At 70.9% G+C, this 13,115-nt stretch carries 9 protein-coding genes, 1 pseudogene and 1 riboswitch; of the genes and pseudogenes, 6 read left to right on the forward strand and 4 right to left on the reverse strand.

Annotated features, from left to right (window positions below; genetic code table 11):
• Window positions 1-204 precede the first annotated feature (204 nt).
• Window positions 205-1,035: a PIG-L family deacetylase gene (locus FHR32_RS39860; RefSeq protein ID WP_184759780.1), complete on the forward strand. Its 831-nt coding sequence runs from the start codon at window positions 205-207 to the stop codon at window positions 1,033-1,035.
• Complete coding sequence (locus FHR32_RS39865; RefSeq protein WP_246468555.1) at window positions 1,032-1,703, forward strand: phosphoribosylanthranilate isomerase; 672 nt, start codon at window positions 1,032-1,034, stop codon at window positions 1,701-1,703. The genes FHR32_RS39860 and FHR32_RS39865 overlap by 4 nt, the downstream gene beginning before the upstream one ends.
• A gap of 231 nt (window positions 1,704-1,934) precedes the next feature.
• On the opposite strand, the gene FHR32_RS39870 is transcribed toward FHR32_RS39865, so the two are convergent.
• Window positions 1,935-2,501 carry a hypothetical protein gene (locus tag FHR32_RS39870; RefSeq protein ID WP_221466853.1) on the reverse strand — a complete coding sequence of 189 codons (567 nt, stop codon included), beginning with the start codon at window positions 2,499-2,501 and terminating at the stop codon, window positions 1,935-1,937.
• A 260-nt stretch (window positions 2,502-2,761) separates the two neighbouring features.
• Window positions 2,762-2,837, forward strand: a riboswitch (S-adenosyl-L-homocysteine riboswitch).
• 14 nt (window positions 2,838-2,851) lie between these two features.
• Between FHR32_RS39870 and metH the strand changes: the two genes are divergently transcribed.
• Complete coding sequence (metH, locus tag FHR32_RS39875; RefSeq protein WP_184759781.1) at window positions 2,852-6,568, forward strand: methionine synthase; 3,717 nt, start codon at window positions 2,852-2,854, stop codon at window positions 6,566-6,568.
• Between the two features lie 178 nt (window positions 6,569-6,746).
• Here metH and FHR32_RS47585 read toward each other — a convergent pair.
• Window positions 6,747-6,863: pseudogene (locus FHR32_RS47585) on the reverse strand (LLM class flavin-dependent oxidoreductase); the annotation flags it as partial.
• Between the two features lie 2 nt (window positions 6,864-6,865).
• Window positions 6,866-7,366, reverse strand: coding sequence for a phospholipase (locus tag FHR32_RS39885; protein WP_246468556.1), 501 nt, complete (start codon window positions 7,364-7,366; stop codon window positions 6,866-6,868).
• A gap of 279 nt (window positions 7,367-7,645) precedes the next feature.
• On the opposite strand from FHR32_RS39885, the gene FHR32_RS39890 reads away from it, so the two are divergent.
• The 3 genes from FHR32_RS39890 to FHR32_RS39900 all read left to right on the forward strand — a co-directional run bounded on the left by FHR32_RS39890 (window position 7,646) and on the right by FHR32_RS39900 (window position 10,854).
• A complete protein-coding gene (locus FHR32_RS39890; RefSeq protein ID WP_221466855.1) occupies window positions 7,646-9,532 on the forward strand; it encodes an AfsR/SARP family transcriptional regulator in 1,887 nt (628 codons plus the stop codon).
• A 145-nt stretch (window positions 9,533-9,677) separates the two neighbouring features.
• On the forward strand, window positions 9,678-10,016 hold the full coding sequence (locus FHR32_RS39895) for a hydroxyisourate hydrolase (protein ID WP_184759782.1): 339 nt from the start codon (window positions 9,678-9,680) through the stop codon (window positions 10,014-10,016).
• 178 nt (window positions 10,017-10,194) lie between these two features.
• On the forward strand, window positions 10,195-10,854 hold the full coding sequence (locus FHR32_RS39900) for an HAD family hydrolase (RefSeq protein ID WP_184759783.1): 660 nt from the start codon (window positions 10,195-10,197) through the stop codon (window positions 10,852-10,854).
• A 96-nt stretch (window positions 10,855-10,950) separates the two neighbouring features.
• Here the strand turns inward: FHR32_RS39900 and ligA are convergent, their stop codons facing one another.
• Window positions 10,951-13,035, reverse strand: coding sequence for an NAD-dependent DNA ligase LigA (ligA, locus tag FHR32_RS39905; RefSeq protein ID WP_184759784.1), 2,085 nt, complete (start codon window positions 13,033-13,035; stop codon window positions 10,951-10,953).
• Window positions 13,036-13,115 lie beyond the last annotated feature (80 nt).

A 13,115-nucleotide genomic window follows, 5' to 3' on the forward strand; every position in this document is an offset into this window, starting at 1 on the left:
ACCGGCCGGGCAGGGAAGGATTCTCCCGGTGTCCGGTACGGCGGCCCGCCGCGTGATCCGTTCACGGGCGCCCGGCACGTACGGGGGCTCCGCCCGCGGCAGCCGGTGAGACAGGGGCGCGGAGACCGGCGATTCGGGCTGTCGGTCGGCCGCCGTAGAGTGTGCGGGGCCGTACGGCCGTCTGTCGCAGAGAGGTCGATATCCATGGATGACGAGCTGACATTGATGGCCGTCCACGCGCATCCCGACGACGAGGTGATCGGGACGGGCGGCATCTTCGCCAGGTTCGCGGACGAGGGCATCCGCACCGTCCTGGTCACCTGCACGAACGGCGAGCAGGGCGACGGTCCCGGCGGGGTGAAGCCGGGAGACGAAGGCCATGACGAGGCGGCGGTGAGCGCGCGGCGGCTGGACGAGCTGCGCGACTCCGTGACCCATCTGGGAATCGACCACCTGGAGCTGCTCGGTTACCGCGACTCCGGCATGGTCGGCTGGGCCACCAACGAGACGCCGGACGCCTTCACCAACATCCCCGTCGAGCAGGCCGCCGCGCGGCTGGCCGAGCTGATGGAGCGCTACCGCCCGCAGGTCGTCGTCACCTACGACGAGAACGGCGGCTACGGCCACCCCGACCACATCCAGGCCCACCGGATCACCGTGGCCGCGGTCGAGGCGAGCGGCATCCCCGCCAAGCTCTACTACACCGCCGTGCCGCGCGAGCGGATCACCGAGCTGTTCGACTATCTCCGCTCGACCGGTGCCGCCCCCGAGGATCTGGAGTTCCCCCCGGACTTCGGCACCCCGGACGAGCAGATCACCACCTGGGTCGACGTGGCCCCCTACGTGGAGCGCAAGCGCAAGGCGCTGGAGGCGCACGCCAGCCAGGGCGAGAACATCTTCCTGTTGCGCATGCCCGCCGAAGCGCAGCACCGGGCCTTCTCCCAGGAGGCGTTCGTCCGCCGGCTCAGCCGTGTCCCCGCTCCCGACCGTGAGAGCCACCTCTTCGACGGTCTGCGGCCGGACACCGCGCGATGACGGGCGTGGCCTTCTCCGCGTCCGGCATGCGGCACATGTATGTGAAGATCTGCGGACTGCGCGAACCCGAGCACGTGGAAGCCGCCGTCGAGGCGGGTGCCGACGCGATCGGCTTCGTCCTCACCAGGAGCCCCCGGCGGATCACCCCCGCGCGGGCACGTGAGCTGGCCTCCGCGGTGCCGCCGCACGTGCTGACCGTGGCGGTGTTCGCCGGGGAGACTCCCGACGAGGTCCGGGCGGCCACGCTGGAGGCCGGCGTGCGCGCCGTCCAGCTGCACGGTGACCACCCGCATGACGACTTCACCGCGCTGAAGGACCTCGGCGTCACGCTGATCCGGGCCGGAGCCGCGGGCGCCGAGGACCGCGATCTGCGCTGCGGGGCCTTCGACGAGGACCTGCTCATCGTCGACGCGCCCCGGCCCGGTTCGGGCGAGCCGTGGGACTGGGCGGCGGTGCGCGGGCGTCCGGAGGGCCGCTGGATGCTGGCGGGCGGCCTGGACCCGTCGAACGTGGCCGAGGCCGTCGCCGCCGCCCGACCCTGGGGGGTCGACGTGTCGAGCGGTGTCGAGGTCGCGTCCGGGGTCAAGGACACCGCGCTCATCAGGAGCTTCGTCGCCGCCGCCCACGCACTGCCCGCCACCGCACCGGGACTGCCCGCCAACGGGTGATCCCCTCGCCCGAGTACGGCGCGTGCCCGCCCGGCTCCGCACCGGCGTCTTCGGCGGGCGAGGTTCAGGCGGTGTCGTGGATCACCGCCGTCCCACCGCTGCGCAGGACGCGGTGAGCTCGTCGAGCAGCGACCGGGCGCAGCCCCGAGCGGGGCGGGAGGTCACGCTCCACACACGTCGGCGCCCGTCTCCCCGGCGGGGGAGACGGGCGCCGGTGGCGTCATGGGACGCCTACTTGAGGATGGGGTAACGCCTGACCAGTGAGGTGCCGCCCCACCACCGGCCGATGCCGAACGTGTCACCGGCGCCCGCCAGGGCGAGACCCGCCAGCACGACGGCGTAGACGAGGTGCTCGTCCATGAACGGGTTGGTGGCCAGCGGGAGTTCCGCCGCCCACATGAACAGCAGGAGCAGGCCGCCCGCGGCCGCGGCGATCCTCATCCCGGCGCCCAGGACGAGCGCGGTGCCGATGCCGAGCAGGCCGACCATGAACAGCCAGTCGAGCCAGGCATGGCCGGCCAGGCCGGCGAAGAACCCGCCGAGCGCGTTGTCGGCGGTGCCCATGAGGAAACCCGTGGTCGGGCTGCCACCGTGGATCCAGGCGCGGTCGGCGGGGGTGGCGAACCCCCAGCCGAACGCCTTGTCGAGGAACGCCCAGAGGAAGATCCAGCCGAGGGCGATGCGGGCGACCGCCCAGACGCGGTCGACCGGGCGGGTCGATGTGCGGAGCGGGCCGGCCTGCACGGCGGGGGTGCGGGGATCGGCGTCAGTCCGGGGGCGGCTCTCGGTGCGTGCCATGACGGGGCCCTTCAGCGCGGGGGTCACTGTTTTCTTCCGCCCCCAGCACATCGTCTGGGCGGGCTGGCGGACAGGGCCGTAGGACTGAGGCTCTGTGCCCTGATTTCCCGATAAATAGGGACTTTCGGCACTTGAGAGGTCGGCGCGACCGTCGGCTTCGACGGACCGGGGATCACCTGACCGCTCGGAGAAGGCTGATCCGGTGATCTTGGAGGGCCGGTTTCTGGCGCCGTCATTTTCTTTTCGGTACCCTCGGCTTCTAGATCGAGAGGCGCTGCAACGGGCTCAGGCCCGCCACGCTCGGTCTGAACCGTGTAGCAAGGGCGCCTCCCACAACGGGAGGTGGTCCGGTGGACACAACCTTGAACCACGGCGGCGAGCACGAGCACGACACCGTCCGGCACGCACCCGGCGGCTCAGGGACGCGGTCCGCGGCGGAGACGGCCGCCAGGACGCAGGCCCTGCGGGAGCTTCTGGACCGGCGGGTCGCGGTGCTCGACGGGGCCTGGGGCACGATGCTGCAGAATGCCGGGCTCACCCCGGCCGACTACCACGGGGAGCGGTTCAAGGATCACCCGCGTGACGTGACCGGTGACCCGGACCTGCTGAACCTGACGCGGCCCGACATCGTCCTGGACGTGCACCGGCAGTACCTGGCGGCGGGCGCGGACATCACCACGACGAACACGTTCACCGCGACGAGCATCGGTCAGTCGGACTACCTGCTGCAGCCGCTGGTGCGGGAGATGAACCTGCGGGGCGCCCAGCTGGCACGCCAGGCCGCGGACGAGGCGGGCGGACGTTTCGTCGCCGGCTCGATCGGCCCGCTGAACGTCACGCTCTCGCTGTCCCCGCGGGTGGAGGACCCCGCGTACCGGGCGGTGTCGTTCGACGAGGTCCGCGCCGCGTACGCCGAGCAGATCCAGGCGCTGGCCGACGGCGGGGTCGACCTGCTGCTGATCGAGACGATCTTCGACACGCTCAACGCGAAGGCCGCGATCGCCGCCGCGCGCGAGGTCGCTCCGCACCTGCCGCTCTGGATCTCGGTGACGATCGTCGACCTGAGCGGGCGCACGCTGTCGGGACAGACCGTCGAGGCGTTCTGGGACGCGATCGAACACGCCCATCCGCTGGTGGTGGGGGTGAACTGCTCGCTGGGCGCCGAGGAGATGCGCCCGCACGTCGCCGAGCTGTCGCGGCTCGCCGGCGTCTACACGGCCTGCCATCCCAACGCCGGCCTGCCGAACGCGTTCGGCGGCTACGACCAGACGCCGGACGAGACCGCACGACTGCTCGGCGAGTTCGCCGGCTCGGGAATGGTCAACATCATCGGCGGATGCTGCGGGACGACTCCGGCGCACATCACGCGGATCGCGGCCGCGGTGTCCGGCCTTCCGCCGCGCCCGGTCCCGGCACCGCCGGCGCGCACCCGGTTCAGCGGGCTGGAGCCGTTCGAGATCGGCGCCGACACCGGCTTCGTCATGATCGGGGAGCGCACCAACGTCACGGGCTCGGCGCGCTTCCGGCGCCTGATCGAGGCGGATGACCACCAGGGCGCGGTCGACGTCGCGCTGGAGCAGGTGCGGGGCGGGGCCAACCTGCTCGACGTCAACATGGACGCCGACCTGCTCGACAGCGAGCGGGCCATGACCACGTTCCTGAACCTGATCGCGACCGAGCCGGAGGTCGCCCGTATCCCGATCATGATCGACAGCTCGCGGTGGAGCGTGCTGGAGGCCGGTCTCAAGTGCGTGCAGGGCAAGGGCGTCGTCAACTCGATCAGCCTCAAGGAGGGAGAGGCGCCGTTCCTGGAGCAGGCCCGGCGCATCCGGGACTACGGCGCGGGCGTGGTCGTCATGGCCTTCGACGAGCTCGGGCAGGCCGACACCGTCGAGCGTAAGGTGTCGATCTGCGCCCGTGCCTACGACCTGCTCACGCAGCGGGCCGGTTTCCCCGCCGAGGACATCGTGTTCGACCCCAACGTGCTCGCGGTCGCCACCGGCATCGCCGAGCACAACGGCTACGCGAAGGCGTTCATCGACGCGCTTCCACTGATCAAGCAGCGGTGCCCGGGGGTGCGGATCAGCGGCGGCATCTCCAACCTGTCGTTCTCCTTCCGCGGCAACGACGTCGTGCGCGAGGCGATGCACTCGGCGTTCCTGCTGCACGCCGTACGTGCCGGACTGGACATGGGGATCGTCAACGCGGGGCAGCTCGCGGTCTACCAGGACATCCCGGCGGACCTGCTCGAACTCGTCGAGGATGTGATCTTCGACCGGCGCGCCGACGCCACCGACCGGCTCGTCGCGTTCGCCGAGACGGTGAGCGGGTCCGGCACCCGCCGTACGGTGGACCTGTCCTGGCGTGACGCGCCGGTGGAGGAGCGGCTCGCGTACGCGCTCGTGCACGGCATCGTCGACTTCATCGAGGCCGACACCGAGGAGGCCCGGCAGCGGGCGCCGCGGCCTCTCGAAGTGATCGAGGGGCCGCTCATGGACGGCATGAAGATCGTGGGCGACCTGTTCGGCTCCGGCAAGATGTTCCTGCCGCAGGTGGTCAAGAGCGCGCGGGTGATGAAGCGCTCGGTCGCCTACCTTGAGCCGTTCATGGAGGCCGAGAAGGAGCAGGCGCGGCTGGAGGGGCGCGCCGACGCCGGGCGCGGCCAGGGAAAGGTGGTGCTCGCGACCGTCAAGGGCGACGTGCACGACATCGGCAAGAACATCGTGGGCGTCGTCCTCGGCTGTAACAACTACGAGGTCATCGACCTCGGCGTCATGGTGACCGCCGCCGTCATCCTCGACACCGCGGTCGCCGAAGGCGCCGACGCCGTGGGCCTGTCTGGACTGATCACCCCGTCGCTGGACGAGATGGTCACCGTCGCGGCGGAGATGCAGCGCCGCGGGCTGAAGCTGCCCCTGCTGATCGGTGGCGCCACGACGTCGCGCCAGCACACCGCGGTCCGGATCGCCCCCGCCTACGACGGCACCACGGTCCATGTGCTCGACGCGTCCCGCGTCGTCGGCGTGGTCTCGGACCTGCTGGACGAAGGCCGGGCCGAGAAGCTGGCGGTGAGCAACCGGGCCGAGCAGGAGCGCCTGCGGGAGCAGCACGCGACCAGGGAACGGGTCCCCCTGCTGACCCTCGCGCAGGCCCGGGCGAACCGTGAGCAGGTCCCGTTCGACGACCTGCCCGTCCCGGCCTTCACCGGGGTCCGCACCGTCCACCCGGACCTGTCCACCCTCCGCGAGATGATCGACTGGCAGTTCCTCTTCCTCGCCTGGCAGCTCAAGGGCAAGTATCCGGCGATCCTCGACCAGCCGGTGGCCCGCGAGCTCTACGACGACGCGAACACCCTGCTCGACCAGATCATCGCGGAAGGCCGTTTCCAGGCCGAGGGCGCCTATGCCTTCTGGCCCGCCCACTCCGAGGGCGACGACATCCTGATCGACGCCGGCCCGCCGGGCCACGGCGGTCTCCGCCTGCCGATGCTGCGCCAGCAGACGACCAAGCCGGCGGGCCGGCCCAACCGGTGCCTGGCGGACTACGTGGCCCCCGCAGGAGACCACCTCGGCGGGTTCGCCGTGGCCATCCACGGCGCCGAAGAGCTCGCCGCCACCTTCGAGGCCCGGAACGACGACTACCGCGCGATCATGGTGAAGGCCCTCGCGGACCGTCTCGCCGAGGCGTTCGCCGAACACATCCACCTGCAGGCGCGGCGTGACTGGTACGAGCCGGACGCCGATCCGGCGATCGAGGACCTGCACGCCGAGCGTTTCCGCGGCATCCGCCCCGCGCTCGGCTACCCCGCGAGCCCGGACCACAGCCAGAAGGAGGCCCTGTTCGACCTGCTCGACGCCGGGAAGCTCGGCATGGCCCTGACCGAGTCCTTCGCGATGACCCCGGCCGCCAGCGTCAGCGGGCTGCTCTTCGCCCACCCGGCGTCGCGCTACTTCACCGTGGGCCGTGTCGGCAGGGACCAGATCGAGGACTACGTCCCGCGGCGGGGCCTCGACCTGCCCGATGTCGAACGCTGGCTCCGTCCCAACCTCGCCTACGAGCCCCGGTGATCCGTCATCGCGACCCCGGAGTCAGCCCGCGGAGCCGTCCGTCGAGTTCGCACTGGTAGAAGTCCATGAACCCGTCGGGGTCGGGACCGGCGTTCTGCGTCACCAGCCGGTCGAAGCCGGCGTCGACGTACTGCTGGGCGACCTCGACGAAGCGGGCCGGGTCCGGGCCGCAGGCGAACTGCGCGAGGACGTGCTCGTTGAGTCGCTCGCCGGAGCCGACGCCGAGGGTGAAACGGCCGCCGGACATCAGGGCGAGTGTCGCGGCGGCCTGGGCGATGATCGCCGGGAGAACGCGCCTCAGGCGGCGTCGGCGCGGGTCCCGCCGAGGCCGCGCACCGCCGCGTAGTAGGTGTCGGCGGTCCGGCGGCAGATGACGCCCTTGTAGGACTCCAGGCCCGAGTACTTGCGGCAGACGTCGTACATGTCGTCCTTGAAGTTCTGGTCGATGTCCCCGCGGACGTCCTCGTTGAACCGGCCCTGTCTCTTGTAGTTGCGATAGCCGAAGTCATGGCGTTGGCAGGAGGGCAGGAAGTTGAATCCCTCCGGCTTGTCCGGCGCCCAGGAACAGCCGTCCGAGGACCAGTCGAGCTGGTCGGCGTACGGCTGCGCGGCCCGGTTGCTGAGGAAGGTCCCCATCGAGACATCGAACAGGAACTCGTCGGTCTTCTGCTGCAGCTCGACCTGGGTCAGGGATAAAAGGCGTGCGGAGTCGGCATGGGCCGGCATCGCGCCGATGAAACCCGCGGCCGCCACCGTCACAGCGGCGGCGACTCCCGCGACGCCATTTCGCATTCCCATGGAGCGTCCTTTCCAAGGCACCTGATAATCGACATGCGTCATCACTTGCACCGGTATTGAAAATGGAACGGATTGGACGGTGTCCGTTGCCCGTTGATTGGACGGCTCCGGAGACACGCACCCTGGATCGATAGAGTGACTCTTCGTGGGCGTCGCGCCACACCGCGCTGTGATGGCTCGTGTCCGCAATCATTCAGGAAGTGTCTGGAGGAATTCTCAAAGAAACTTGAACCGCTCTGTCGTCTCTGGTGTAGTAACAGGTGACTGTCAGGAGCGGCGGTGTTTCAGCTATTCGGGCCGGTCAAGTTCACCGTGCAGGGCAGCAGGGTCGACCTGGGGCCGGCCAAGCAGCGGACGGTGCTCGCGGCACTGCTGACCGACGCCGGCCGGCTGGTGACCTGGTCGGCCCTGGTCGACCGGGTGTGGGACCAGGCGCCGACGACCGACGCCCGCAACGTCCTGTACACCTACGTCAACAGGATCCGGCGGCTGCTGGAGCGGGCACACGCGGCCGGCGGGCCGGAGGCGGCACTGGTCCGCCGGACGGGTGGCTACGTGCTGGAGGTCGAGCCCGACCGGGTGGATCTGCACAGGTTCCGCCGGTTGGTGAGCACCGCCCACGATCAGCGGTGCTCCGACGCCGACCGGTCAAGGCTGCTGCGAGAGGCGCTGGACCTGTGGGACGGGGCGGCCCTGGCCGACCTGCCCGGGGCATGGGCGGCGCGGACACGCGAGACGTGGAACAGGCAGCGGCTGGACGCGGTCGCGTACTGGGCCCGGGCCGAGCTGCGGCTCGGCCGGCACGATGAGGTGATCGGGCCGGTGCGGGAGCTGGTGGCCGAGCATCCGTTCGCCGAGCCGCTGGTGGCGGTCCTGATGCGGGCGCTCGTGGCCGCGGGGTGGGACGCCGAGGCCCTGGACTGCTACGCCACCACCAGAGCCCGGCTGGTCGGCAGATTCGGGGCCGAGCCCGGGCCGGAGCTCCGCGAGGTGCACGAGATGATCCTGCGCCGTGACCGTGATCGGGCCACTCGTGTGCGGCGTGCCCCCTCAGCGGCCCGGCCGGTGCCGGCGCAGCTACCCGCCGACGTGCCCACCTTCGTCGGCAGGGAGCACGAGCTGTCCCGGCTGTCCGACCACCTCGCCGGCACCGGCCGGACGACGATGGTGACCTACACGGTGTCCGGCACCGCCGGGGTGGGCAAGAGCGCCCTCGCCGTACGGTGGGCCCACCGGGTCCGGGACGCCTTCCCCGACGGGCAGCTCTACGTCAACCTGCGTGGCCATGACCTCGAGCAGCCGGTGGCGGCCGCCGCCGCGCTGGCCGGCTTCCTGTCCGCTCTGGGCGTGGCCGAGCAGGACGTCCCCCCGGAGGTGAACGAGCGGGCCGCCCGCTACCGCACCGAGATCAGCGGCCGGCGCATGCTGATCCTCCTGGACAACGCCCTGTCGGTCGAGCAGGTCCGTCCCCTGTTGCCCGGCACGCCGTCGTGCGTGGTGATGGTGACCAGCCGGGACTCCCTGGCCGGGCTGGTGGCCCTGCACGGCGCCCACCGCCTGGAGCTGGACCTGCTCCCCGTCGCCGACGCGACCGCTCTGCTGTCGGCCCTCATCGGCGGGCCGGCCGAGGCCGATTCCGAGGCCACCTCCGTTCTCGCCGGACAGTGCGCGCGGCTGCCGCTGGCCCTGCGGGTCGTGGCCGAGCTGGCCACCGCCCGCCCGGCGATCTCCCTCACCGAGCTGGCCGGGAAGCTGGCCGACCGGCGGCGGCGTCTGGATCTGCTGGACGCCGGCGGGGACCCGCGGGCGGCGGTGCGGGCGGTGTTCTCCCGGTCCTACGCCCGACTCCCCGCCGACGCCGCCCGGATGTTCCGGCTCCTGGGCCTGCATCCGGCCTCCGACCTCGACCTCCCGGCGGCCGCCGCCCTCACCGGAGAGCCGCCGGAGCGGGCCCACCGGCTCCTCGACCTGCTCGCCCGCGCTCATCTGATCCAGCCGGCCTCCACCGGCCGGTACGGCATGCATGACCTGCTGCGCGCCTATGCCGCCGACCTCGCCCATGCCGAGGACAGCCGGCAGGAGCGCCATGAGGCCCTGACCCGTCTGCTCGACCACGATCTGACGACCTCCCCGGCCGAGCCGGACATCCTCCTCTCCCCGAAATAGCCGGGCGAAAGCCGATGGATAGCGCGGTCGGGCAATCTGGGCGCACGCGAGGCCGATCGGCACATGATGGACGCGGATCACGGCTATCGCGGCATTGACGACTGGTCCGTCCCGGCGGGCTCGGGCAGATTGGTGTGTCCTGGAAATGAGCATTACCGCACTGGCGCTGGACAGCGTATACGGCCGGAAGGCGGCCGGCGTACGGGCTCGTCTGGAGCGGGTGGTGAACGGGACCTGGGAGGACATCGCCGAGGTTGAGACCGATTATGAGGGGTGCATCAAGCAGTGGGACGGCGCCAGCCTGGAACGCGGCCTTTACCGCATCGTCTTCGACAGCGACCAGTATTTCGTCGCTCTGGGCCTGAGCGCCGCCTATCCCGAGATATCGGTCATGTTCCGTATCCAGGACGAGGTTGACTCGTACCAGATCCAGGTGACCCTCTCCCCCTATTTCTATTCCACCTATTTCGGCTCCAACAATTGATGGGATGCTCCGGCCGCGGCGGAAAAGGGTGAGAAAGAACGGCGGGGGAGCCGGCCGCTTTCCGTCCCCGCCGGCCCTGCGCGCGGGCGACGGTCCGTAAAGCGCGACAGGTTGGGTTTTCACCAATCCCGGTATCACCGTCCGGAGTGACGTCGGCGGTGTCGGGCACATCCCTCACATGCCCGACACCGCCATCCTCGACATCGACGGCACCCTGGTCGACACCAACTACCAGCACGCGCTCGCGTGGTTCCGGGCGTTCGGCCGCTACGACGTGTGGCTGCCGCTGTGGCGCATCCACCGGCACATCGGCATGGGCGGTGACCAGCTGGTGGCGGCCCTCGCCGGTGACGAGGCCGAGCAGCGGCACGGCGACGCGCTCCGTGACGCGTGGGTGGAGGAGTTCGACCCGTTCATCGACGAGGTGAGGCCCTTCGACGGCGCCACCGAGCTCCTGGACGAGCTCGGCGGTCGCGGTTTCACCGTCGTCCTGGCCTCATCGGGCAAGCCCCAGCACGTCGAGCACTTCCTCGACCTCATCGACGGCTGGTCACGTTGCCGGGCATGGACCACCTCCGAGGACGTCGAGGCGACCAAACCCGCCCTCGACCTGCTCCAGGTGGCGCTGGACAAGGTGGGAGGCGGCTCCGGTGTCGCGGTGGGCGATTCCACCTGGGACTTCCTCGCCGCGGGCAGGGCCGGGATGCCCGGCGTCGCGGTCCGCACCGGCGGCTTCTCACCCGAAGAGCTGCGCGAGGCCGGCGCCGCCCACGTCTTCGACTCCCTCACCGAGCTGATCGCCGGTCTTGACCGCACCCCGCTGCGGGCACCCCCCTGAGCCCGGCTATGCCGCCCGCTCGCGCAGGCCTCTGCCGGGAGATCGCTACGCGGCTGATTCGAGCTCGTCGATCAGAGGAGACGACTCCAGTCCTGATCAGATGAACGGGCCGATGAGGCCGGCGAACTCCTCCGGGCCGACGACTCGCACGCCCAGGCTCTCGGCCTTGGCCCGCTTGGAGCCCGCCTTCTCCCCGGCCACCAGCAGCGACGTCTTCGCCGAGACGCTGGAGGACGCCCTGCCTCCGGCGCGTTCGATGAGCTCGTTCATCTGGTTGCGGGTGAGCGCCTCCAGCGCCCCGCTCATCGCGCCGGTGACCACGACGGACATCCCGGCCAGCGGCAGCTCGGGCATGTCGCCCGCCTCCACGTCGGCGCCGGCGTCAGGATCGGCGGGTGGCGTCCATCCCGGTTCGGTCATGGTGACCCCGGCCTTGATCAGCTTGTCGATGAGGTCGGCGAGTTCGACCAGCTCGGCCACCACCACCGGCGACTTCTCCGGGCCGATGCCCTCCACCGCCTGGATCGCCTCGGCGTCGGCCGTACGGACGGCGTCCATGCTGCCGAAGTGCCGGGCGATGCGGCGGCTCATGGATCGGCCGGTGCCGCGCACGCCCAGCGCGCAGAAGACCCTGCTGAGCGGCTGCGTCTTGGCCCGCTCGATGGCGGCCAGCAGGTTGTCGGTGCTGGTCTCGCCCATCCGTTCCAGGCCCAGCACCTGCTCGCGGGTCAGGGAGAACAGGTCGGCGAAGTCGGCGATCAGCCCGGCGTCCAGCATCTGCTGGATGCGGCTTTCGGCCAGACCTTCGATGTCGAGCTGGTCGCGGCCGGCGGCGTAGCCGATGGAGGCGATGGCCCGGCAGGCGCGGCCTCGTACGCACCGCCACCGCTCCTGGGAGCTGTCGATGGCGTCGCCGCAGTTCGGGCAGACCTGCGGGATCGGGATCGGCCGCTCGTCGCCGGTGCGCAGGTGCACGACCGGCGCCTCGACCCGCGGGATCACGTCGCCGGCCTTGTAGACGGTCACGCTGTCGCCGAGCATCAAGCCACGACGCGCTATGTCGGAGGCGTTGTGCAAGGTGGCGTAGGTGACGGTGCTGCCGTCGAGCTCGACCGGCTCCAGCACGGCGCGCGGGGCGATGATGCCGGTGCGGCCGGTGTTCCACTCGACGCCGATCAGTTTGGTGATCTTTTCGGTGGCGGGCAGCTTGTAGGCGATCGCCCACCGGGGCGCGCGCGAGCTGAAGCCGGCTTGCGCCTGGTCGGCGGCGAGATCGCACTTGATCACGATGCCGTCGATGCCGAAGGCCAGATCGGCCCGTTTGGCGGCGATCTGTTCGACCCGCTCCTGGACCTGCTCCAGGGTGGTGGCGACGATCCCGCCGACGTCGGTGACCGCGGGAGTCTGCGCGCCCTGGCCGGCGACCCACGCCATGACCTCGCTGTGTGGCAGCTCGCGCAGCCGCGCAGCCGGCTCGGAAGCGTCGTCGGGGTGCGACAGCGCGCCGTAGCCGAAGAACGTCAGCTCGCACACGTACGGCCGGTCCTGGGCACGCAGCGTTCCGGCGGCGGCGCTGCGCGGGTTGGCGAACGTGGTGCCGTCGTGCGCCTGCCGCTTGGCGCACGCGTCTTCGAACTGCGACGCGGTCATCATCACCTCACCGCGCAACTCCACCGTGACGGGCTCGGCCAGCCTGGCGGGCAGCCCCACGATGGTGCCGATCGCGTGGCTCACGTCCTCACCCGCGGTCCCGTCACCCCGGGTGACCAGCTGCACCAGCCGCCCGCCGCGGTAACGCGCGGAGATCGCCAGCCCATCGAGCTTCGGCTCCACGCTCCACGCCGTCACCGGCCGGCCCAGCCGGCGCTCCAGCGACGCGGCCCAGTCGACCAGCTGCTCGGCGCCGAAGACGTTGTCCAGGCTCAGCATCGGCACCGTGTGCGGCACATCGCCGACCACCGCGCCACCGGCCACCTTGCCCGTCGGCGAGGACGGCAGCACCTCATCGGGATGCTCGGTCTCATACGCCTGGATGCCCCGGACCAGCCGGTCGTAGGCGTCGTCGTCCAGCGCGGACGTGCCGTCGCGGTAGTAGGCCTCGGCGGCGTCCAGGGCGAGCTGAACGGCTTCGGCGTAGGCGATCTGATCGGCGAGGAGGGTGCTGGGGGGCGCGTCGGTCATGATCCCATCATGCTGCCCGGCACCGACAGTTTCGGCTTGCGGAACGTGACCCCGAGCTGGAGCGTCCTTCCCGGGCGCGG

This window comes from Streptosporangium album, assembly GCF_014203795.1.
Classification (GTDB): Bacteria; Actinomycetota; Actinomycetes; order Streptosporangiales; family Streptosporangiaceae; genus Streptosporangium; species Streptosporangium album.